Genomic DNA, 20,389 nt, shown 5'->3' on the forward strand with positions numbered 1-20,389 from the left:
CCCGCGAATCACCGCCGCCGGCCAACTCGTACACTGAAGCGATCCAGCCCATTTGTAGTGGAGACCTTTTGACCGCGTAGCCCAATCTATGCGCCTTCCAGGCTGGGTACCCCCTCCAGTTGAGAAAGATGGGCTACCGGCGCCCATTGCCCTTGATCGGTGTTGCTCGAACAAAGCACCTCGATGCAGACCCTCGGGCGCCACGTAGCATTCGTCCTCATCTCTTATCGTTCTGTAGGTCTCTCCCGACGCCCACGTGACCTTGGTCCCCTTGCGGGTCTGAATGGCACATTCAGCAAGGATGATCCCATCCTTTCTATGAAACCGTAGTAGTATCGCCGCAATCCCCCTTCGAGCGGATCTGCGCCACCCGCTGATGTTTCAGAACTATGGCATGGCGAAGCGGCGGGTAGCGAGGCGGACGCCTGTACTACCGCGCTGGTTTCACCTCAAGCGGAAGACGCAGCGCATCGCTAGCCTCTGACCTATTGGGGGTAGATCGGGCTGACAGCCGGTCCTGAGACGAGACATAACGCACTAAATATGTTATGAATCCATCGATCGCACGACGAGTGTTTAGCGACGCCGACGAGGTGTTGAATAAGGAGAGGAACATGGCGATCGGGATGCCTAGTCGGCGTATCGCCTTCTACGGACCATGGTCGCGACGGCGATCATGGGCTATGCGGCGGGGTTCACGGATATCGCCCACGCCTTGGCGCCTAGAACACGGACCGCGGGCCCGGGGGTGCGGACGTGGAAGGAGGTCTTTCTGGGTCTGCTCGGCGAGACCTTTGTCGTTGTCAGCGAGGATCGCAAGAAAAGGGTACGGATGAAATTATCCGATGTCTATGACATCTATGAAACTGCCGAGACCGAACAGTTTTCTCTGGTGTTTCGCGCGCCGCTCGGGGCGAAGCTGCCGAAGGGCATGTATAGTATACGCCACCGCCAGGCCGGCAAGACTACACTGTACTTACAGCCTAGCGGTGCGGACGAATTTAACCGCTATTATGAGGCGCCTTTTAACCTGTTGCCATAGCGTTATCGGTCCCCGCCTGTCCGTAACCATCCCACCCCCGACGTCCAGAAATAGCTCAAAGGTGCCCGAGCGCGGATGCTCGAAAGTGCTCAGTGCCTTATGTCTCCTGTCAGGACCGGCTGTCAGCCTGATCTACCCCCATTAGTTCATGGCTAGCGGCGCGCTGCGTCTTCCACAATGAGGTTGAAGCCGGCGCTGTAGTACAGGCCGTCCGTCTCGCTACCCGCCGCTTCCAGAAATAGCTCAAAGGTGCCCGAGCGCGGGTGCTCGAAAGTGTATACCCCGGGGCGATCGGGAGGGCCTTGGAAACGCGCCGAGAAGGTCTCGGTGTGGGTATCTTGGTGCCGTTCGGAGACCTCGATCAAGCGCAGGGACACAACCTCGCGTGCACCCCTGCCGCCATAGACCCGGAACCGCTCTCCGATATAGGCTCGGAAGCTATCGTAGCTCGGCGATCGGCTCATGGCCGCGGCCGCCGCCTGTACCGGGGGCACGCTCAGCATCACCAGGATCGCCACAAGGCGGACGCATGGCGCGCCGGATCGGGCCGCGATCGGGGCTGATGGCTTAGGCATGTCTTTCGGCGGATCGAAAGCAAGGGTAGGGTGCGCTGTGCACGCCGAGAAACCGGTCGTGCGCGTTCAATAGGTATCGACCGCTGAATGCCGCCCGGGTGGGTAAACAGCGCCTCGGCGCGAACGTGTGGGCGCGAGCGGAAGCATCTGCGTGCGCACTCCGCTTGCTACCAGAGGCGTTCCGAATCCAGAATGAACCCTCGTAGGACAGGCGCACCCGAAAGCGTGGTGGGATGGTCCAGGCATTCCATTTGGGTGTTGGGGCGATAGACGTACACCATTCTGTCATCCGGATCGATGAGCCATCCCAACTGTGCGCCATTGGCCATATACTCTTCGAGTTTGGCCTGCAAAGCGCTCAAGTCATCCGAGGGTGAGCGCAGCTCCGCGACAAAATCGGGACATAGAGGCGGGAAACCTTCCCGTTCCGCCGTGCTCAACCGTTCCCAGCGGGAACGCCTCACCCAGGCGAGATCGGGCGAGCGCTTCGCCCCGTTAGGCAGCGTGAAACCCGTGGACGAGTCGAAGCCTATACCGGTACCGTCGCGTTCTACCCATTCACCAAACACCGCCGTCAGGTTGAAACTGCGGCGGCCCGTCTCTCCCCCGGTGGGCGGCATGATGATCAGGTCTCCCTCGCGGGTGCGCTCGATGCGCAGATCGCTATTCAACTGACAAAGCTTGGTGAAGTCCTCGTCATTCATCGTGTTGACGAACGGGCCGAAATTCACCACGAGCGGTTGGGCTCGCGCCGCGATAATGACGGTGGCGGACATGGGTGTGCTGGCCGTTGCAGTGTGCTCAGCCCTTGGGGGCAGATATGAAACTCATGAGTCGAATTTCACTCAAGAACGCTTCGGCCATCCAGTCCTCCTCTCAAGCCGTTCCGAAGAGTCGCGACAGATCCACCTCGACCCCCGGCAGCGCCTTGGGCGCCAGCGCGCCCGACGGCCGCACGCGACGCTCGTTGCGATACCGCCCGTCCGCCGGTGTCTCGAATACCGTAAGCGTCCGGCCTTCCACATCGATGAGCCACACCTCCGGGATACCGTGGCGGGCATAGAGCGGGATCTTCATCTCGCGGTCGTAGCGCAGGGTGGTATCCGCGACCTCGACGATCAGGAGCACCTCGTCCGCGCGCGGCAGGGCCAGCGCGTAGAAATCGTCCCGCGGTTGGATGAGCGCCAGATCCGGTTCAGGCTCGGAGTGCTCCCCGAGGATGATGGGGTTCTGAACGGAGACAATGGCGCGGCCCGCCACTGCCTGCACGAACAACATGTTGGCGCGGGTAACGATGGCCGCGTGCCGGCTCCCAATCGGTGCCATGGCGATGATCTCCCCCTCGATCAGTTCCAACCGGCCCTCGACCGGGAGGATGCCGACTTCGCCCATGCGGTGAAAATCATGCACCGTCAGGCGGTGTCTCTGGTACAGATCGAGGGCGGGGCTGGACATGCCGACGTGTCCTACAAAGCGTAATGTTCGAAGTCTAGCACGATGTGGTTCGGACCACTCGGTTGAACGGCGTGAACCTGGGGCGAGTGCCTGTGTCGCGGTTGGCATACGTACTCCGCGCATCGACCGCAGATTGTACGATCCAGCCCATCCCCGAGGCCAGTGGGGAGGGGGGATCCGGAACCCTTACCGTGTTAGAGAAACGGCAGGTATCGAGTGGTAGTCTTGATGGTCCCCCGAGCGCCGTCCTACCCTCGCGGCGGAAACACCCCCTGAAGCGCAATGCAGAAGTAGAAGGTCAGGTACGGCTGCAGGTTGTTGTGGGGCTGGTCGCCGCCGGCGGGGGACAAGGCGCTGGGGTTCATACTTACGAGATTCGTGTTGGTTGTGGTCTGATACAGCGTCCCGCCTACGGAGTTGGCAAGGGTGACGCCCGGGGTGAATGAGCCCTGCACGCCGTCTTCGGTCGAGGCCATCAGGGTGTGGCTGTGGGCAGGGATCTCTGATTCGAGCAGGGTCACGGTCTCTGCACCGCCGGTTTCGCCTAGGTCATGCAGCGACAGACCGGGGCCGTGGCCGGGATGCATGGGCGCCCTACCCTGGAGGTCCGGAAGCGCAAAATTGCTCTTGCCGTCCCCACCGTAGGTCGTGCCCAGTAGTGAGAACAGTGCCGTGTTCTGTGATAGTGGCATGAGTTGCCCGTCGCACCACGCCCAGCCTTTTGGGGCAAAATTGAATGGGAAAATCCTGATCTCAGCAACAAACGGGTCGGCCATGACTTGCTCCTCGACTAGAGGGTTGACATGTATCAGTTTTCTGTACGTGAAATAGCATCAGCTTTTTTACGCGCCTTCAGAGCGCCCCCTGCCTATGTTGGCGACGGGAAAATGCCGAAAAGCGAAATAATGAAGTTGATGCACAGATAGGGCTGAAAATTAGTGTGTGGCTGGCTGCCTCCTACCGGCGCTATGGCGGTTAGAGCCATAGCCGCATTGGCGGTCTCCGGCGCGTAGGGCGTGATCACCGTCGAGTTGGCCAGGACACCCCCTGCTGGGCTTGCCTGCGAGCCATTCACCTGTGCGCCGAGCAAAGCGTGGCTGTGTGCGGGGATCTGAGCGACCGTCAGCGTGATCTCCTCCGTACCGCCGGTCTCAGCCAGGATGAAGCCGTTGCCCTGGTGGATCGGGATCCGTCCACGTAGATCGGGCAATGCGAAGGTACTCTGCCCGTCGCCGCCGTACGTTGTCCCGATGAGCTGAAAGAGCGTCTCGTTCTCTGCGATGGGCAACAATTGCCCCTCGCAGAACATCCACCCCGCTGGCGCGAAGTTCCCCGCGAACATGCGAATTTCACCCACGTACGGTTGTGCCATGATCGTTTCCCCCTCAAGCCCACATTCTCATGCCCAAAGTCTGCCTTAGTTCGGGCTCGGAAAAATCCCCTGCAACGCAATAGAGAACGTCAGGGTCAAGAATGGCTGCATATTGACGTGTGCCTGGCTGCCGCCAACATTGGCAACGCTCGTTGGAATCAGCGCTCCCAGGCTTGCCGTATTTTGTGAATACACGTTGCCTGGCTCCTGGGCCAAGAGATTGCCGCCGGCTTGTGTCCGTGGATTGACCGAGTTGCCGATGGCGCTCGACCCATTTAGGACATGGACATGTTCCGGCAACTCGGCGATGGACAGCGTATGGGCCTGTTCGCCGCCGCGCTCGCCGAGCGTGTGTCCTGAGCCAACGTGGATCGGCGCCCTCGCGCGCAGGTCCGGCAGCGCGAAATTCACCCGGCCGTCACCACCGAAAGTCGTGCCCAGTAATGAGAACAACGCCTGGTTCTGGTTGATCGGCAAGAGCTGCCCGTTACGCAACGCCCAGCCTTTGGGGCTGAACGCAAAGCTCATGATGCGGATCTCTGATAAAAACGGTTCTGCCATAGAATCCTCTTTACCCGATTGCTATTTCAGTTCGTTTTCTACTATCTTCCGAATTCTACCCCTGCCCGGGTTCTTGTCGCCCGGATCGGGCGAAGTCGGGGGTCCGATTCGGCCACGAGGGGGGATGATACACATCCTTTCGGAGAATGCAACGGAGTAGATCTCGTGCGCCCGTGATCGGGAGCAGCCGGTGGCCGAGGTCCAGCAGCAGACTCGTGACCTAACGTTAGCCGCGCCCTATTCATTCACGCGTTCCGCGCATGCCGCCCCGTCGTTTTCGGGGTTGTTCACCGTCATGTCGACCGGGTATGCTTCCATGTCCTCGGCGGGAAGGGCACGAGGAGTTGAGTCAAGTCGGCGTCGGTGATGTCCCACTGCCCGTATGCGCGCGGATCCAGGATCACCGGCATGCGGTCGTGGATGGGCTGCATGAGGGCGTTGGCGCGGGTCACGATGATGGCGCAGCATCCGACGGCCTGTCCATCGGGACGCCGCCACTCTTCCCAGAGACCCGCGGCCAGGGGCAGGCCGTCCTTTAGACGGATGAAATAGGGTTGTCTGATGCGGCACTCATAGAATCCATCCGCGGGGATGAGACAGCGGTGCCGGCGGAAGGCGCTGCGGAACGCGGGCTTGTGGCTACGGTCTCGGCACGGGCGTTGATCATCGAATGGCCGGTCGTCTCGTTCGCTGCCCAATGCGGCACGAGCCCCCAGCGCAGCAGGGTCACCTCGCGTCGGCCCTCCTGGGATCGCCGGATCACCGGTACCTCCTGGGAGGGCGATGTTATAGCGGGGCCGAAGGTCCGGCGTGCACGGTAGCGCGAACCGGGCGACGAGCGTCTCGGGATCGGCGTACAGCGCGTAGCGTCCACACATGTGGATAGGATAGACCGGGCGCGGCTCGAAAAGGGCAGGGGCTCGATCCGGCGCAGTAACGGCTCGCCGGGACGACGTACCCTTCCGGTCTGTCTTCACGGCGGCGGCGGAGGAGGGGAGGGTTCGGCGTGGTGTCGAGCGATGCCTTGCATTCCTTCAGCGCTTGTGAGAAAACCTGCTGCGTTCCGGCGGGAAACGCAGGGGAGTAATATAAAGAATAGGGAGTGGCCCTGCCTGGCGCGCCGAGGATGCAGCGCCCTCCCTTTGCTCGCGACGATTTTTTCACAAGCGCTCGGGCCGTGGGGCCCCGGAGACCGGCGCCTTCGCCGCGGGGCGATGGCGAGAAAGACGGGTTGGCACGGAGACCTGGGGTTGAAAGAAGTCGCACAGAGGGGGAGCTTCCTGACCGGTATCGTTCTCGGGTTATGCCTCCTGCTCGGCTCTCCGGCATTCGCGGGTACGCGCATCGCGGTATTGGATTTCGAATTGAATGACTTGACCTTACTGCCCCGCACGCCGGAAGAGCTGGCGCGGACCGCCGGGGTGGCGCCGTCGCTGCGGGAGGCGCTGGTGAAAAAGGGTGGCTATGAATCCGTTGCCATCGGCCCGGCTGCCCAGGCACAGGCGAACGTGTCCTTCGGTTATCTTTTCGATCACACCGAGGTCGCCGCACAGTTGGGTGAACGGTTGGGGGTCGACTGGATCGCAATCGGACGGGTTCACAAGCCGAGTTTCTTATTCGCTTATTTGAAGGTCCGTTTGGTCAACACGAGGACCCGGCGGCTGGTGGGCGACTTTGTGGTCGAGGTCAAGGGCTATTTGAAGAAACTGACGGAGCGGGGAGCGGCGATCTTGGCGGACCAGATCGATCAAACCATCCACCCGAAAACGCCGTAGGCGGGGTTCGAGCACGAAACCGGGCATGCGACGCCGCTCCTGCCGCGCCGGGCCGCCCTTGCGAGCCTACGGGGCTCTTTCAAAGGTCGCGAACCGTCCAGGCGTCGTTCGAATAAACCGCGCCCGAAGGCGCGGGCCTTCGTCACCAGGGCGGCTCGGGGACGTCGCAGGCCCGACGCCGATAGCGCTCGATGAGCGCCCGCGTCGAGCCGTCTTGGTCCGGGGCCGGTATCTGCCCGCGGAGATCCGCCGCCACCTCGCCCGCCAGCGTCTTGCCGAGTTCGACACCCCACTGGTCGAAGGAGTCGATGCCGAGGATCACGCCCTCGGTGAAGGTCTTGTGCTCATAGAGAGCGATAAGCGCGCCGAGCGTCTCTGGTGTCAGGCGCTCGTAGTACAGGGTGTTGCTGGGCCGGTTGCCGGGACAGACGCGGTGCGGCGCGAGGCGCTCGACCTCGGTCTCCGGGACGCCACGGGCGCGCATCTCGGCCCCGACCTCGGCGGCGCTTCTGCCGCGCATCAAGGCCTGTGATTGGGCGATGCAGTTCGCCACCAGAAGCTCGTGCTGTTCCTCAGGGGGATAGTGACCGTGCAGGGCCATCAGAAAATCGACCGGGATGACTAAAGTGCCCTGATGGATTAGTTGAAAGAAGGCATGCTGCCCGTTGGTGCCGGGCGCGCCCCACACGACCGGCGCGCTCCGATAATCGAGCGCGCTTCCAGACAGTGTGACGCCCTTGCCGTTGCTCTCCATCTCGAGCTGCTGAAGATAGGCGGGCAGGTACTCGAGGTGCTGATCGTAGGGGATCACGGCGCGGCTCTGTGCGCAGAAGAAGTCCGCATACCAGAGATTCAGGAGCCCGAGCACGACCGGGAGATTGGCCTCGAGGGGCGCGCTGCGGAAATGGCGGTCGATGCGATACGCACCTTCGAGGAGTCGCTCGAAGACCTCCATGCCGAGAGAGAGCACGATGGGCAGCCCGATGGCCGACCACAACGAGTAGCGTCCCCCCACCCAGTCCCAGAACTCGAAGACGTGCTCCGGGTCGATCCCGAAGGCCGCGGTGGCCGTCATGTTCGTGGACACCGCGACGAAATGGCGGCCGATCGCTGCCGCATCTCCCGTGCGCGCGATGAACCAGCGCCGCGCGGTCTCGGCGTTGTGCAGGGTCTCCTGCGTGGTGAAGGTCTTCGAGGCGATCACGAAGAGCGTGGTGTGGGGTTCGACCCGGGCCAGGGTCTCGGCGATGTCCGTCGGATCGACGTTGGAGACGAAATGCACGCGCAGGCCGCGCTTTTGATACGGCCGCAAGGCTCGGGTCACCAGAAGCGGTCCGAGGTGCGATCCGCCGATCCCGATGTTGACGATGTCGGTGAAGGGTGCCCCGCTCATGCCGCGGTACTCGCCGTTGTGCACGGCCTCGCTGAAGATACGCATGCGCGCGAGCACCGTGCGCACCGAGGGCATCACATCCTCGCCGTCCACCCTGACGGCCTCCGGTCCGCGGTTGCGCAAGGCGGTGTGCAGGACCGCCCGCCCTTCCGTGGTATTGATATGCTCGCCCGCGAACATACGCTCGATCGCATGCCCGAGCCGCGCCGTGTGCGCCAGGTCGTGCAGTAGACGCACGGTCTCTGCGACGATCCGGTTCTTGGAGTAATCGAGGTAGAGCCCGGCGTCCTCCAGAGAAAATCGCGAAACCCGCACCGGGTCCTCATCGAACAGCGCGCGCATATGCACGTCCGCCATGCGCGCCTGATGCGCTTGAAGCGCCTGCCAGGCCGGGGTTTGCGAGATGAGTGGTTGTTGCGCTATGGGCACGGGCTTCTCCTCAAATAAATGTAGGCGGGTTAGCCGTGCTTTTCTGCGGCCTAACCCACCCGCACGACCCTACCAGCTGCGACCCTCAGGCCGGATAGACTCCCCCTCCGTCGATCAATATCGTTCGATACCCGTATGCTGGCACCCCGAGCCGCCGAGCCAAGCAGCGCGGTCCGCAGCGGGTGTAAGTCCTCGACGTTCCTCCGGCCCCTCGCACAGGAACCAGGAGCTGCCGCCGTCCTTGCACGGGCCGCGCAGAAAGGCCGCCAGCTCGTCCAAGGCAGCCTCCGAATCCTCCAACGCGGCCTGCGGAGGCAGATCCACCCACAGGGTCGATTCATCAAAACGCAGGGGGTTTGCCAAAGCGTTCATTACACGAGCGCCATCAGGTGAATATCGCCTCATAACGCATCCCCTCGCCATCCGGGCCGATCGGCACGAGGAATAACTCGAGATCGCCCGTGCGCTCGTGTCGGAGGCGGTAGATCCGCTGCGGCAGGATGGGCGATGCGGGGCCGCGAAAAACCAGGGAATACGGGTCGCGCCGGCCAGGTGCGCCGTGGCCGAGGCCCGTGACCTCGGCGAGCATCACGATAATGGTTCCGTGCCCGTCGTCCAAAAGCTCGAACGAACCACCCAGGCATTCGCTCCACGACTCCTTCGTCAAGGTTTCGAACATGCTCAATGCGCCTCGTCCCAATGGGTACCCGCCCCGACATCGACGGCGAGCGGTACGGTCAACTGCGCCACGGACTCCATTATGTCTTTGAGTCCCCGGCAGGCCAGATCCACCGCGTCCTCGGCGATCTCGAGGACCAGCTCGTCATGCACCTGCAGGATCACCTTGGCGTCGATGCCTGTATCCGCGATCCAGCGGTCGACGCGGATCATGGCGAGCTTGATGAGATCCGCGGCCGTGCCCTGCATGGGCGCATTGATGGCCGTGCGCTCGGCGTACTGGCGGCGGGGCGCGTTCCGGGAGTTGATCTCGGGCAGGTGCAAGCGGCGGTGGAACACGGTTTCCACATAGCCTTGCCGGCGTGCCTGTGAGCGGATACGGTCCATGAAGGCGCGCACACCTGAATGGCGCGCGAAATAGCGATCGACATATTGTTGGGCCGCGCCGCGCTCGATCCCGAGCTGGCGCGCGAGACCGAAGGCCGACATCCCGTACAAGAGGCCGAAGTTGATGGTCTTGGCGGCGCGCCGGTGCTCGGCACTGACCGATTCGGGGGCGACTCCGAACATCTCGGCCGCAGTGGCGCGATGGATATCCAGTCCCTCCGCGAACGCGGCGACCAGCAGCGGGTCCGCCGAGAGATGGGCCATGATGCGGAGCTCGATCTGGGAATAGTCGCCCGCGATCAGCCGGTAACCCGGCGGGGCGACGAAGGCCCGGCGGATGCGGCGGCCCTCTTCGGTCCGGACCGGGATGTTCTGGAGGTTCGGGTCCGCGGAGGACAAGCGCCCGGTGGCCGCCACGGCCTGGTGATAGCTCGTGTGCACGCGCCCGGTGCCGGGATCGACCTGCTGCGGGAGCTTCTCGGTGTAGGTCGATCGGAGCTTGGCGAGACTGCGATGCTCCAGGATCAGGCGTGGCAGGGGATAGTCGAGCGCCAGCTCCTGCAACACCGATTCGGCCGTCGAAGGCTGGCCCTTGGCGGTACGCTCGGTGACCGGCAGCCCTAGCCGCTCGAACAGGATCTCCTGGATCTGCCTCGGGGAATCCAGGTTGAAGACCATCCCGGCCGCTTGGTGTGCCTCCTCTTCGATGTCACGCAGGCGCCGGCCGAGCTCCCGGCTCTGCTCGCGCAGCATCGCGGTGTCGATGCGGACGCCGTTGCGCTCGATACGCGACAAGACCGGGATGAGCGGCACTTCGATGTCCTCGTACAACTGCGTGAGACCCGGCTCGGCGCAAAGCCTCGGCCGGAATGCCTCGTGGAGCTTCAAGGCCACATCGACGTCCTCGGCGGCATAGGGCCCGGCCCGTTCTAGTGGGACGCGGTTGAACGTCACTTGCTGGGTACCCTTGCCCGCCACGTCCTGGTAATGGATGGTACGCACGCCGAGGTACTTGAGGGCCAGAGAATCGAGGTCATGGCGGGTCGCGGTGCTGTCGAGGACATAGGACTCGAGCATCGAGTCGTGGCGGATCCCCGAGAGCGCGATGCCGTGGGTCGCGAACACGCTAATATCGTACTTGAGGTTATGCCCGAGCTTCCCGCGCGCCGGGTCCTCCAGGATCGGTCGCAGCGCTTCGAGCACCGCGGCCTCGGAAAGCTGGGCCGGCGCGCCTTCATAGTCGTGGCCGAACGGCACATAGGCGGCGTGCCCGGTCTCGACGGCGAAGGACACCCCGACGATGCGGGCCTGCATATAGGCCAGGCTCGTGGTCTCGGTATCGATGGCGATGAGATCGGCGGTGCTCAGGCGCTCGAGCCACGCATCGAGCTGCGCCCGCGTCAACACCGTCTCATAGCGGGGTGCCACGCCCTCGGGCACGGCCGCTTGAGGCGCCGCGGCCAGCAGTTCGTCGAGCCACGTCTTGAATTCGAGCCGGGTATAGAGCGCCTTCAAGGCCCCGATGTCGGGAGCGCTCGGCGCGAGGTCCTCCGGCCCGACCTCCAACGGTACGTCCCGCAATACCGTCACCAGGCGCTTGGAGAGGGGCAGATCGGGCAAGGCGGCGCGCAGATTCTCGCCGATCCTGCCCGGGATCTCACCGGCATGCGCGATGACGCCGTCCAGGGAACGGTACCGTTCGAGCCAGCCCACGGCGGTCTTGGGCCCGACCTTGGGGATTCCCGGGACGTTGTCGGTCTTGTCCCCGATGAGCGCCAGGTAATCGACGATGAGCCCCGGCGGCACGCCGAACTTGCCCTTGACCCCGGCCGCATCGAGGATCGTGTTGTCGTTGGCGATCCGGACGCGTTCGTCTACGAGCTGGGCGAGGTCCTTGTCGCCGCTCGCGATGAGCGTCGCGATCCCGGCCGCGCTCGCCTCTGTGGCCAGGGTGGCGATCACATCGTCGGCCTCGACCCCCTCGACCGCCAGGATCGGCAGGCCCATGGCCCGCACCAGGGCATGCAGTGGTTCGATCTGGGCCCGCAGCTCGTCTGGCATGGCCGGGCGGTAAGCCTTGTATTGGGCATAGAGGTCGTCGCGGAAGGTCTTGCCCTTGGCGTCGAAGACCACGGCCAGGTAGTCCGGCGCATGATCCTTGACGACTCGCTTGAGCATCGCGGCGACCCCGTGCACGGCCCCGGTCGGCTCGCCGCGCGAGGTCGAGAGCGGCGGCAGGGCGTGGAAGGCCCGGTACAGATAGGACGACCCGTCGACCAAGAGCAGGAGCTTTCCGCTCGTGGTGTGTGTTACGCCCATAGGTCATTAAGCGGGAACTCGATCGCATCGAAAGGCGGAACACGCACCAGTGCGTCGTCCTGGTGTGTCGCAATCAGGGCCCACAGCTTATCCCGCAGCTCGAAGGCCTCCAGCGTGCGCCCCAGCGGGTCCACCAGCCAGGCGAAAGCCACCCCGTAGCGGGCATACAGCGGCAGCTTGATCATCCGATCCTTTTTCGAGGTGGAGGGAGAAAGGATCTCGCACACCCAATCCGGCACGACCTCGAAGCGCTGATCCTTCGGGACGGACGGCATCCGCTCCCGCCGCCAGCCCGCCAGATCCGGCACGGCCACCTCCACGTCGCGAACGAAATGCACCTCCGGCTCGGGAATGATCCACCAACCACCCGGCCCACCCCGCCCAAAGTCGAACGGCCCGCCGATGTCGATGTTCAAGCCCCGCTCGGCCAGCCCATGCAGCCCCGGCGGGCGGGGCTGGGTGTGCAACTGCCCATTCAGGATCTCGCCGGTCACATGATCCGGCAAGGCTAGCAGGCGCCCATACAATGGAGGAGGATTGATGGCTGGGGCGCGGTGCATGGCGGCTTTGGCGACGCGTGATTGTGACGACCCGCATTCTCCCCCGGCGACTGGACCCATACAAGTCGATGGGTGGGGTGGGATGGCCGACATCGTCGCCGTCGATCCCCTCGGTCGCCAGACGTGCCAGGTCCCTGAGCGCACCGGGGATGGTGTGCATGCCCGAAGTATGTTATCAGGGGGCTTACGCGGGAACCTCGCCGAGTGTCGGGCTCAACATCTTCCTGCCCCACAAGCGCGCCGGCAACCTCTATCAGAACAACTCGCTGCACTTCCGGCACTTTTTTCGCGCAAGGGCCTGAAAAGCCCCCGATTCTAGGCCGAGGCCTCGGATGTTTGACAACTCACTAGCCCAGCAGCACTGTGGCTCTTGACGAAAAAGGGCGTTTATTTTGCCTAGCGGCCTCTGGCCGCAACCAAATGGCAGACGAAACTTCTTTGAAGTGCAAAGAAGTCACGGTGGAAGAATCTATGCCCTCCTGGAACGGCGCCCGGCAGTGATGTTGCGTCTTTTCCCCTTGACACAGCCCCGCACGACGATATCATCCCTCCTTTTCAAGATGGTCGGTCAACAAGAGGCGTACATGACATTTCCGCGAAGATCGAGTTCATGATGTGGTTGTCGCGCTTCGAGCGGCTCCGCAAGTTCGCCTGGCGCACTTTTACGAGCTTATCTCCCGTTGCCTCACCACCAAGGATGGCTTCGATTTCCTCGATTGGGGCTCGCCGATCCAGCGGCCCCTTTAGAACCTTCAATATTATGAACACAACAGAAACCCTTATTCAATATGCGAATGTTCTATCTAAAGCCCCTAAAATAGCCATTCGTAAAGGAACGCGCTTGTATAAGGCACGCTCTTGTGTAAATGACGAACAGGTTACGGAAATAGAAAGAAATCCCGCCATCCAACTTCTCACCAATACTAAACCGGCTAAACACAATGGTCGTTAGTCCTGCAACAGCATCCGCAGAGGTACAAAAGATGATACCCAATTGATTGTAATAGGACAATTTTCTACACGTCGTCCCAGAACAGTTTTCTCGCTCTTGCCAGAAGATTACTCTAACACAACGTTCTTTCCTCCTGACAACATAATACATAAATTAGTACTATTCCTAAACGAGATAGCCCACAAACCAAACGATTACAGTGAAACCAAGGAATTTATTGATACCCTGAAAGAGGCGAGTTTTATTACGGCAGAAGTTGAAGAAAAGGCAATTTTCATTATACGCTATAAATCAGTGAAATATGAAACAGGAATGTGTTGCTTCATGTGTGGGGCAATAGAAAGCTCAAAACTGTTGGGAGAGTGTGAAAAGCCTAAAACTGCTATAGGCTTTCCTATACCGACTGACTATGGATTCTTACAATTTGAAAGGGTAATGCGGAAATCCGTCTGGGTAACTTGATAGGGTGAAGGGGCTAGGAGTGTGGGATCCCCATGAATATTGCGTAAAAATTACTCCGTCAGGCAGTGGCTTTGGATGATTTCGTCGAGGCTTTTTATGACGGCGATCAGGTCCGCCAATCGTAAGGTGACCCGCGGGTCATTGATGACTTTGAGGTCGAGGAATATGGTGGCGAGGACCACGCGGGTGACCGTATTGGCTTGGTAGTGGCGACCTTGCCCGGTGAGTTCGGTGGCTTTGCCCATGAAGCCAAGCCACCATCAGCGCGAGGGTGGCGATGAGCAGTAGGACCTGCAGACGTTCGAGTTGGTAGGTTCGGTGTATTGAGGCTGAGGCCGAAGCGGAAGGATAGGAAGTTCAATACCCTGTCGCAAGGGACACTGTTTCGTCGCACGAGCCGGCCGGGGATTGGGTGGTGCACGCCGGAGCCGGGAGCGCCGTTCGGGGTACCCCGAACGGCATGCGCGGGCTCTTCGGGGACTCCGACGTCGGCATCCGGTGCCTTGGGACGAGTGGGCCGCTACCGTTTGAGAGGAATCGCTTACGCTTACCCGCTTATCCGCCGATCGAACCCGTACTAGGATATAGAGTGTGAAGGATACCCCTGGAGCGGCTGGCAACCTCCTCCTCGTTCATCCTCCGTACGCCAAGCAGGGCTAGCCAAGGCCCTGGCTGTCCGGCTGCGCGACGCTCAAGACGAACGCATCGACTGCGCGCCGATCGAAACGGTCCTCCTCGTTGGGTGGAGCGCGGGCAGTGCGCGATACGTGACCGCCCTCGCTCGCATCGCCAGGGTGATGGTCACATTGTTGGCCTCGACCCTGTCGGCCGCCAGACGTGGCGGGCCCCTGAGCGCACCAGGAGGGATAGTGTGCATCCCGCCCAAAGTGTGTTATCTATCCGACCGTTCCCACCACCGCCGCGCCAGGAGGAACGAGCACGCCAAGTCCAGCCATCCGCTGCCTATCGACGAGGACATCCGGACGCGCGAGTCGTGGAAGGTGTTTCAGATCATGGTGGAGTTCGTCGAGGGCTTCGAGCGCCTGGCCGCGATCCGGCCCTCGGTCAGCAACTTCGGATCGGCGCGCACCAGCCCCGAGCACCCCTCATACCGGCTCGCGGAGACCGCCCGGGCTGTCGGATGCGGGTTTCTCGGTGGTCTCGGGCGGTGGCCCCGGGATCATGGAGGCCGCCAACCACGCAAGGTGATGTTCGTGAAGTACGCCTCGGCCTATGTGGTGTTGCCGGGCGGGTTCGGCATCCTCGACGAGTTGGCCGAGATCCTGACCCTGGTGCAGACGGGCACGAGCCGCCGTATCCCGATCCTTTGGTGCAGGGCGACTTCTGGGACGGCCTCATCCACTGGTTCCGGGCCACCCTGGTGCGCGAGGGTGCCATCGGCGCGTCCGATCTAGAGCTCTTCGAGGTGGTGGACAATCCCCAGAAAGTAGTGGATGCTACTTCCAAATACTACGAGCACCGCGGCTTCGGCCTCTCGGCCGAACAAGAGATCCTCCTGCACCTATGAGCACTTCCTCCGTGGATCGGAAGGCGGCCTGGATACGCCGGGCCACGGCGTTGTTGCTCGCATGGGCGCCGTGCGCGGCCCTGGCGCAAACCGAGACGCCGCAGAACCTCGAGCCTGTGCCGGATGTCCCGCCCCCGCCCGCACGCGTAGAGAGCGGCGAGCCGCTGGAACCCGACGTCCGCATCATACGCAAGAAGGATGCGACCATCGAAGAGTATCGTATCAACGGCAACCTCTACATGATCAAGGTGATCCCTGTGATCGGCCCGCCCTATTACCTGATGGATCAGGATGGCGATGGGCGCATGGAGACCAATATGAGCGAGCTCCGCGAGAACTACGTGGTCCCGCAATGGGTGTTGTTCAGTTGGTAGCGTGAGCGAGGTCCGCGACTACATCCACGCGATCGGGCGGCGCGGCCGCGACGCCTCCCGCACCATGGCGCTGGCACCGACGGCCCGCAAGGACCGGGCGCTCACGTGCATCGCAGAGACCCTGGAGGCACGAGGCGGCGCGATCCTGAAGGCCAATGCCGTCGACCTCGCCGAAGGCACGGGGCTGTCCCCCGCGCTGCGGGACCGTCTGGCCCTCGACGAGGCGCGGATCCGTATCATGGCCGAGGGCCTCCGCCAGGTCGCCGCCCTGCCGGACCCCATCGGCGAGGTCACCGGCCTCCGCTACCAACCCTCGGGGATCCAGGTGGGGCGCATGCAGGTGCCGCTCGGGGTCATCGGGATCATTTACGAGGCACGCCCGGACGTGACCGCGGAAGTGGCGGGGCTTGGTCTGAAATCGGGGAACGCCGTGATCCTGCGCGGCGGCTCCGAGGCCATCCGCTCGAACCGCGCCATCGCCGCGTGCATCCACGCCGGTCTCGGGGCTGCCGAGCTACCACTCGATGCGGTCCAGCTCATCGACACTACCGAGCGCGCGGCGGTGGGTGAGCTCTTGAGCCTGTCCGAGTATGTCGACGTCATCGTGCCGCGCGGCGGCAAGGGGTTGATCGAGCGGGTGAGCCGCGAGGCACGGATCCCGGTCATCAAGCACTTGGACGGCGTGTGCCATGTCTATGTGGACGACCGCGCCGATCTCGACAAGGCCGTCACCATCGCCTACAACGCCAAGACACAACGCTACGCGGTGTGCAATGCCATGGAGTGCCTCCTGGTCGCCGAGGGCGTCGCGGCCTCATTCCTGGGGCGCGTGGGTCCGCTCTACCGGGAGGAGGGGGTCGAGCTGCACGGTTGCGCGGCGACCTGTGGCCTACTCCCCTACGCGGTCCCGGCCACGGCCGAGGACTGGGGCATGGAATACCTGGCACCGATCCTCGCGGTGCGGGTCGTCACCGGGATCGACGAGGCCATGGACCACATCCGCCGCCACGGATCGCGGCACACCGACGCCATCGTCACCGAGGACCTGGGTCGTGCACAGCGCTTCCTGCGCGAGGTCGATTCCAGCTCGGTCATGGTCAATGCCTCGACCCGCTTCGCCGACGGCTTCCAATACGGTCTCGGCGCCGAGGTCGGGATCAGCACCGACAAGCTCCATGCGCGCGGGCCCGTCGGGATCGAGGGCCTCACCTCGCAGAAGTTCATCGTCCTTGGAGATGGTCAGATCCGTACCTGAATACGGCTGGATCGTGCACGCTGCGTCGGGGCGCTCCTCGCGGCGACCCCCGAGCTGAGCGTTTGTCCCCAGGCGCTGGACAATCCCCGGGAAGTCGTGAATGCTAGTTTCGAATGAAACCCGTGGGGATCCTGGGTGGTACTTTCGATCCGGTACACCACGGCCATCTGCGCCTCGCCATCGAGATGGCCGAGGCCCTGGACCTGGCCGAGGTACGGCTCGTCCCGCTCTATCTCCCCCCCCATCGCGAGCCCCCAACCGCCCCGGCGGCCTTGCGCCTGTGTATGCTGGATGCGGCCGTCGCCGACACGCCGCCTCTCACGGTGGATGATCGGGAGTTGCGGCGCGCGCGGGTGTCCTACACGGTCGAGACCCTGGCGGGGTTGAGGGGCGATCTCCCGGGGCGGCCGCTGTGCCTGATCCTCGGGATGGACGCCTTCGCGGGGCTCGAGGGCTGGCAGCGCTGGTGGGAGATCATCGGCCTCGCCCACCTGGCGGTGGCCAAGCGGCCGGGGAGTGCGCTGTCGCCCTCCGGCCCCATCCAAGACGTAATCGATCGCCACGGCGTTACCGATCCCTCGGACCTGCACCACTGGGAGGCCGGGTGTCTCCTCATCCGCGACGTCCCGGCGCTCGACATCTCGGCCTCCGCCATACGCGCGCGCATCGCCGCCGGCCGCAGCCCGCGCCATCTCCTGCCGAATGCGGTCCTCGATCTCATCGAAAGGAACAGCCTCTACCGGGAAACAGCAAAGTGATCAAATCAGAAAACCTCCGTGACGTGGCGCTCGCCGCCCTGGACGAGATCAAGGCTATCGATGTCCGGGTGCTCGACGTGCGCCCCCTCACCGACATCACCGATTTCATGATCATCGCGAGCGGGCGCTCCAACCGCCAGGTGCGCGCACTCGCCGACGAGGTCGTGGCAGAGGCCACCCTGCGGGGCGTGCGGCCGCTCGGGGTCGAGGGCCAGCAGCAGGCCGAATGGGTGCTGGTCGATCTCGGGGATGTGGTGGTGCATGTGATGCAGCCCGCGACCCGCGACTTCTACCAGCTCGAACGGCTGTGGGACGATACCGCGGCGGGCAGCGGACGGGTGCGTGACCCCGTGGAAGATCCCAGGGCCGATCGCGCTGCCCTGGCGGGACCTCGAGGCGCCCGGGGATAGCGCATGTCATGCGTATCTACCTCATCTCCGTGGCGCGGCGCGTCCCGCCCTGGGTGAGGGCCGCCTACGAAGACTACGCAGGGCGCCTGCCCGCACGCTGTGCGTTAGGGCTGATCGAGGTCATGGCAGAGAGGCGCTGGCGCGGCCGGGACACGCAGCGGCCGCTGGAGCGGGAGGGCGAGCGGGTATTGAAGGCCATCCCGCCATCCGCCTGGGTGGTAGCCCTGGACGAGCACGGCGAGCGCTGGGGCACGGCCGAACTGGCGCGACGGCTCGCCGGCTGGCAGCGCCTGGGGCGCGATGTCGCCCTCCTGGTCGGCGGGGCCAACGGGCTCGATCCGCGTTGTCTCGGGCGCGCCGACCAGCGCTGGTCGCTCTCGCCGCTGACCTTGCCCCATGCGCTCGTGCGCGTCATCCTGGCCGAGCAGATCTACCGCGCGCAGAGCCTCCTCGACGGCCATCCCTATCACCGGGTCTGAGCTATCACCCGGCGGACGGATGACCTGTCCGACAGGTCCTTTCCAGTCGGTGAGGGCGACGCGGCTGGCCGGCGAAAAGAAAGACGCATGGGATGCCCGGCATCACATGCGTCGTCAAGCCAAGCTTTCGCGTGCGGTTAGTGCTTCAGCAGCAAGATCCCATCGCGGTCCCGAAGTACGACGGTCGTGGCCACCTGACCGTTGTTATGCACAGGGTCCTGCTTGCCCTTGAAGCGCTTAGCCTGATCCGATCGTCACCGTGCGATCGCCGTTGCCGCGTGGGTTGACGAGCACCATGCCGTTCTGGAAGCGCCGGCGATACACACCGTTCTGCCAGGGCGTGGCCTGCGGGGGATCGATGGCATTCCCCAACCAACTGGTGTTTTTGGTGCCGGCGATGTCGAATTCGTCGAACCAAATCATCTCGGTCTCGTAGATACTCCCGCTGGTCCCATCCGAGAAATCGAAATAGCCATCGTCCATCAGTGTGGACGCGAACCCATACCGGAAGGCCTTGTAGTCTGACGGCTTGCCCTTCATGCCGAAGACCACGAGCTTCGGGCCCTTCACCAGGCCCATGACCTTGTGATAGGCGCCCATCATCCGCGACCAACTGCCCCATCCGTTGAAATTTCCATTCAGGTCGACCCCCTCATTGGACCACGTCTCGCCGATGTAGCGCTCCAACAGCCCCCCATCGAGCTGGCCCTTGAACTCCGGGACCGTGGCCTCGGGACGCCCCCCAGTCGCCGATGTTTCCGGCCACGAGCTTTCCGGGCATCAAGGCCCTAATCTGATTGAGGTGTTCCATCATGCCCGTGCGGAACGCGGGATAGACCGCCGTGTTCTTCTGGCTATCCGTGGAGCCGTCCCGGTTCCAGTCCCCGTTCACGCGCGGCTTCCAGAAAACATTGTCCGTGAATGTCCCGTCCAGCTCCGGGATCTGGGTCCACATTTGTTTATGGACGTACTTTGCAAACCAGGTGTTCCAGCGGTCACCGTTCGCGTCCTTGGGAGCGGAGCTCGTGAAGTTGGTCGTCGAAACGGCGTTATCGGGACCGACCTTGGTCCCGCCGCCTCCGTTTCGGTACAGCCACCAGTGTTCGGCATCGAGCTTGTCCCGCAAGAGCTTCAATCCCGAGTACGTGTTGTGGATCGTCTCCTGAATGACGTAATCAAGGATCACGATGTTGGGGTTCTTGGCCTTGATCGCCTTGACCGCATCGCGCATCTTTGTGACCGATCCCCAGTTCGGGAAGAAATCGATAAGGACGTAATCCAGCTTCGCAAGCCGGGCCTGCGCGGAAGGGTCGTCGTAAGCGTGCGGAGCGCTGAACTTAGTGCCGCCAAGGCGCGGGAAGGTGGTTTTTACAGTGTAGGCCAGCGCATCCGTGTGCCCTATGAGTAACGACAGCGCCGACACCGTGAGCAACCGGGAAAGTGGCGGCGCGAAGCTACGACAGGTATGGATTTCCATTCTAGCTAGCTATCTCCGAGTTGGAGTTGACCCCGTTTCGTGGACACTTCACCTTTTGGGAAGGAGGAGTCCACGATGTCGAAACGAAGAAGTGCATATCCGCCGGAGTTCCGGCGACAGATGGTCGAGTTGGTCCGGTCAGGCCGCA

Annotated in this window: 24 protein-coding genes and 2 pseudogenes; 10 read left to right on the top strand and 16 right to left on the bottom strand. The window is 63.0% G+C overall.

Annotated elements, in window-relative coordinates:
* Nucleotides 1-658: 658 nt before the first annotated feature.
* Nucleotides 659-1,042: a hypothetical protein gene (locus M3461_13600; GenBank protein ID MDQ3775303.1), complete on the top strand. Its 384-nt coding sequence runs from the start codon at nucleotides 659-661 to the stop codon at nucleotides 1,040-1,042.
* A 152-nt stretch (nucleotides 1,043-1,194) separates the two neighbouring features.
* Here M3461_13600 and M3461_13605 read toward each other — a convergent pair whose 3' ends face one another.
* The 8 genes from M3461_13605 to M3461_13640 form a co-directional block, all read right to left on the bottom strand.
* Nucleotides 1,195-1,617 carry a hypothetical protein gene (locus M3461_13605; GenBank protein MDQ3775304.1) on the bottom strand — a complete coding sequence of 141 codons (423 nt, stop codon included), beginning with the start codon at nucleotides 1,615-1,617 and terminating at the stop codon, nucleotides 1,195-1,197.
* Between the two features lie 167 nt (nucleotides 1,618-1,784).
* The gene (locus M3461_13610) at nucleotides 1,785-2,393 is read right to left on the bottom strand and encodes a Uma2 family endonuclease (protein ID MDQ3775305.1); all 609 of its coding nucleotides are present in this window, start codon (nucleotides 2,391-2,393) and stop codon (nucleotides 1,785-1,787) included.
* 100 nt (nucleotides 2,394-2,493) lie between these two features.
* On the bottom strand, nucleotides 2,494-3,072 hold the full coding sequence (locus tag M3461_13615; GenBank protein ID MDQ3775306.1) for a Uma2 family endonuclease: 579 nt from the start codon (nucleotides 3,070-3,072) through the stop codon (nucleotides 2,494-2,496).
* Nucleotides 3,073-3,320: 248 nt separating this feature from the next.
* On the bottom strand, nucleotides 3,321-3,848 hold the full coding sequence (locus M3461_13620) for a tail fiber protein (protein ID MDQ3775307.1): 528 nt from the start codon (nucleotides 3,846-3,848) through the stop codon (nucleotides 3,321-3,323).
* A 92-nt stretch (nucleotides 3,849-3,940) separates the two neighbouring features.
* Complete coding sequence (locus tag M3461_13625; protein ID MDQ3775308.1) at nucleotides 3,941-4,444, bottom strand: tail fiber protein; 504 nt, start codon at nucleotides 4,442-4,444, stop codon at nucleotides 3,941-3,943.
* 45 nt (nucleotides 4,445-4,489) lie between these two features.
* Complete coding sequence (locus tag M3461_13630) at nucleotides 4,490-5,005, bottom strand: tail fiber protein (GenBank protein ID MDQ3775309.1); 516 nt, start codon at nucleotides 5,003-5,005, stop codon at nucleotides 4,490-4,492.
* A gap of 293 nt (nucleotides 5,006-5,298) precedes the next feature.
* Nucleotides 5,299-5,598 carry an SOS response-associated peptidase gene (locus M3461_13635; protein ID MDQ3775310.1) on the bottom strand — a complete coding sequence of 100 codons (300 nt, stop codon included), beginning with the start codon at nucleotides 5,596-5,598 and terminating at the stop codon, nucleotides 5,299-5,301.
* On the bottom strand, nucleotides 5,541-5,735 hold the full coding sequence (locus M3461_13640; protein ID MDQ3775311.1) for an SOS response-associated peptidase: 195 nt from the start codon (nucleotides 5,733-5,735) through the stop codon (nucleotides 5,541-5,543). The genes M3461_13635 and M3461_13640 overlap by 58 nt, the downstream gene beginning before the upstream one ends.
* 622 nt (nucleotides 5,736-6,357) lie before the next feature.
* Between M3461_13640 and M3461_13645 the strand changes: the two genes are divergently transcribed.
* Nucleotides 6,358-6,780 (top strand): DUF3280 domain-containing protein, encoded by a 423-nt coding sequence (locus M3461_13645; GenBank protein ID MDQ3775312.1) that lies wholly within the window; start codon nucleotides 6,358-6,360, stop codon nucleotides 6,778-6,780.
* A gap of 142 nt (nucleotides 6,781-6,922) precedes the next feature.
* Here M3461_13645 and pgi read toward each other — a convergent pair whose 3' ends face one another.
* From pgi to M3461_13670, 5 genes are all read right to left on the bottom strand, one after another.
* Entirely contained in the window at nucleotides 6,923-8,530 is a 1,608-nt protein-coding gene (gene pgi / locus M3461_13650; protein MDQ3775313.1) for a glucose-6-phosphate isomerase, read from the bottom strand.
* Nucleotides 8,531-8,716: 186 nt separating this feature from the next.
* On the bottom strand, nucleotides 8,717-8,974 hold the full coding sequence (locus M3461_13655; GenBank protein ID MDQ3775314.1) for a hypothetical protein: 258 nt from the start codon (nucleotides 8,972-8,974) through the stop codon (nucleotides 8,717-8,719).
* Between the two features lie 13 nt (nucleotides 8,975-8,987).
* On the bottom strand, nucleotides 8,988-9,287 hold the full coding sequence (locus M3461_13660) for a hypothetical protein (protein ID MDQ3775315.1): 300 nt from the start codon (nucleotides 9,285-9,287) through the stop codon (nucleotides 8,988-8,990).
* Nucleotides 9,284-11,986 carry a DNA polymerase I gene (polA, locus tag M3461_13665; GenBank protein MDQ3775316.1) on the bottom strand — a complete coding sequence of 901 codons (2,703 nt, stop codon included), beginning with the start codon at nucleotides 11,984-11,986 and terminating at the stop codon, nucleotides 9,284-9,286. The genes M3461_13660 and polA overlap by 4 nt, the downstream gene beginning before the upstream one ends.
* Nucleotides 11,977-12,546: a Uma2 family endonuclease gene (locus tag M3461_13670; protein ID MDQ3775317.1), complete on the bottom strand. Its 570-nt coding sequence runs from the start codon at nucleotides 12,544-12,546 to the stop codon at nucleotides 11,977-11,979. Before M3461_13670 ends, polA begins: the two co-directional genes overlap by 10 nt.
* 176 nt (nucleotides 12,547-12,722) lie before the next feature.
* Here M3461_13670 and M3461_13675 point away from each other — a divergent pair.
* Nucleotides 12,723-12,830, top strand: a pseudogene (locus M3461_13675) (TIGR00730 family Rossman fold protein).
* A gap of 764 nt (nucleotides 12,831-13,594) precedes the next feature.
* Entirely contained in the window at nucleotides 13,595-13,960 is a 366-nt protein-coding gene (locus tag M3461_13680) for a hypothetical protein (GenBank protein MDQ3775318.1), read from the top strand.
* 50 nt (nucleotides 13,961-14,010) lie between these two features.
* Here the strand turns inward: M3461_13680 and M3461_13685 are convergent, their stop codons facing one another.
* Nucleotides 14,011-14,205, bottom strand: coding sequence for a hypothetical protein (locus M3461_13685; protein MDQ3775319.1), 195 nt, complete (start codon nucleotides 14,203-14,205; stop codon nucleotides 14,011-14,013).
* 714 nt (nucleotides 14,206-14,919) lie between these two features.
* Between M3461_13685 and M3461_13690 the strand changes: the two are divergent.
* The 6 genes and pseudogenes from M3461_13690 to rlmH all read left to right on the top strand — a co-directional run bounded on the left by M3461_13690 (nucleotide 14,920) and on the right by rlmH (nucleotide 18,764).
* Nucleotides 14,920-15,488 (top strand): annotated as a pseudogene (locus M3461_13690) (LOG family protein).
* On the top strand, nucleotides 15,485-15,862 hold the full coding sequence (locus tag M3461_13695; GenBank protein ID MDQ3775320.1) for a DUF2782 domain-containing protein: 378 nt from the start codon (nucleotides 15,485-15,487) through the stop codon (nucleotides 15,860-15,862). Before M3461_13690 ends, M3461_13695 begins: the two are co-directional and overlap by 4 nt.
* A gap of 64 nt (nucleotides 15,863-15,926) precedes the next feature.
* Entirely contained in the window at nucleotides 15,927-17,117 is a 1,191-nt protein-coding gene (locus tag M3461_13700) for a glutamate-5-semialdehyde dehydrogenase (protein ID MDQ3775321.1), read from the top strand.
* A 113-nt stretch (nucleotides 17,118-17,230) separates the two neighbouring features.
* Nucleotides 17,231-17,875, top strand: coding sequence for a nicotinate-nucleotide adenylyltransferase (nadD, locus tag M3461_13705; protein ID MDQ3775322.1), 645 nt, complete (start codon nucleotides 17,231-17,233; stop codon nucleotides 17,873-17,875).
* A complete protein-coding gene (gene rsfS / locus M3461_13710; GenBank protein ID MDQ3775323.1) occupies nucleotides 17,875-18,285 on the top strand; it encodes a ribosome silencing factor in 411 nt (136 codons plus the stop codon). Before nadD ends, rsfS begins: the two co-directional genes overlap by 1 nt.
* Before the next feature lie 8 nt (nucleotides 18,286-18,293).
* Nucleotides 18,294-18,764, top strand: a complete 471-nt coding sequence (gene rlmH, locus M3461_13715) for a 23S rRNA (pseudouridine(1915)-N(3))-methyltransferase RlmH (GenBank protein MDQ3775324.1) — start codon at nucleotides 18,294-18,296, stop codon at nucleotides 18,762-18,764.
* A gap of 237 nt (nucleotides 18,765-19,001) precedes the next feature.
* On the opposite strand, the gene M3461_13720 is transcribed toward rlmH, so the two are convergent.
* On the bottom strand, nucleotides 19,002-19,451 hold the full coding sequence (locus M3461_13720; protein MDQ3775325.1) for a hypothetical protein: 450 nt from the start codon (nucleotides 19,449-19,451) through the stop codon (nucleotides 19,002-19,004).
* The gene (locus M3461_13725; protein ID MDQ3775326.1) at nucleotides 19,417-20,241 is read right to left on the bottom strand and encodes a hypothetical protein; all 825 of its coding nucleotides are present in this window, start codon (nucleotides 20,239-20,241) and stop codon (nucleotides 19,417-19,419) included. Before M3461_13725 ends, M3461_13720 begins: the two co-directional genes overlap by 35 nt.
* Nucleotides 20,242-20,389 lie beyond the last annotated feature (148 nt).

The sequence above is a fragment of the Pseudomonadota bacterium genome (genome assembly GCA_030860485.1).
GTDB lineage: Bacteria > Pseudomonadota > Gammaproteobacteria > JACCXJ01 > JACCXJ01 > JACCXJ01.

What these genes read in the sequence shown, in the direction of transcription:
- M3461_13600 (MDQ3775303.1), top strand. Translation starts at nt 659, where the DNA reads ATGGTCGCGACGGCGATCATGGGCTATGCGGCGGGGTTCACGGATATC.
- M3461_13605 (MDQ3775304.1), bottom strand. Translation starts at nt 1,617, where the DNA reads ATGCCTAAGCCATCAGCCCCGATCGCGGCCCGATCCGGCGCGCCATGC.
- M3461_13610 (MDQ3775305.1), bottom strand. Translation starts at nt 2,393, where the DNA reads ATGTCCGCCACCGTCATTATCGCGGCGCGAGCCCAACCGCTCGTGGTG.
- M3461_13615 (MDQ3775306.1), bottom strand. Translation starts at nt 3,072, where the DNA reads ATGTCCAGCCCCGCCCTCGATCTGTACCAGAGACACCGCCTGACGGTG.
- M3461_13620 (MDQ3775307.1), bottom strand. Translation starts at nt 3,848, where the DNA reads ATGGCCGACCCGTTTGTTGCTGAGATCAGGATTTTCCCATTCAATTTT.
- M3461_13625 (MDQ3775308.1), bottom strand. Translation starts at nt 4,444, where the DNA reads ATGGCACAACCGTACGTGGGTGAAATTCGCATGTTCGCGGGGAACTTC.
- M3461_13630 (MDQ3775309.1), bottom strand. Translation starts at nt 5,005, where the DNA reads ATGGCAGAACCGTTTTTATCAGAGATCCGCATCATGAGCTTTGCGTTC.
- pgi (MDQ3775313.1), bottom strand. Translation starts at nt 8,530, where the DNA reads ATGGCGGACGTGCATATGCGCGCGCTGTTCGATGAGGACCCGGTGCGG.
- M3461_13655 (MDQ3775314.1), bottom strand. Translation starts at nt 8,974, where the DNA reads ATGAACGCTTTGGCAAACCCCCTGCGTTTTGATGAATCGACCCTGTGG.
- polA (MDQ3775316.1), bottom strand. Translation starts at nt 11,986, where the DNA reads ATGGGCGTAACACACACCACGAGCGGAAAGCTCCTGCTCTTGGTCGAC.
- M3461_13670 (MDQ3775317.1), bottom strand. Translation starts at nt 12,546, where the DNA reads ATGCACCGCGCCCCAGCCATCAATCCTCCTCCATTGTATGGGCGCCTG.
- M3461_13685 (MDQ3775319.1), bottom strand. Translation starts at nt 14,205, where the DNA reads ATGGGCAAAGCCACCGAACTCACCGGGCAAGGTCGCCACTACCAAGCC.
- M3461_13695 (MDQ3775320.1), top strand. Translation starts at nt 15,485, where the DNA reads ATGAGCACTTCCTCCGTGGATCGGAAGGCGGCCTGGATACGCCGGGCC.
- M3461_13700 (MDQ3775321.1), top strand. Translation starts at nt 15,927, where the DNA reads ATGGCGCTGGCACCGACGGCCCGCAAGGACCGGGCGCTCACGTGCATC.
- nadD (MDQ3775322.1), top strand. Translation starts at nt 17,231, where the DNA reads ATGAAACCCGTGGGGATCCTGGGTGGTACTTTCGATCCGGTACACCAC.
- rlmH (MDQ3775324.1), top strand. Translation starts at nt 18,294, where the DNA reads ATGCGTATCTACCTCATCTCCGTGGCGCGGCGCGTCCCGCCCTGGGTG.
- M3461_13725 (MDQ3775326.1), bottom strand. Translation starts at nt 20,241, where the DNA reads ATGGAAATCCATACCTGTCGTAGCTTCGCGCCGCCACTTTCCCGGTTG.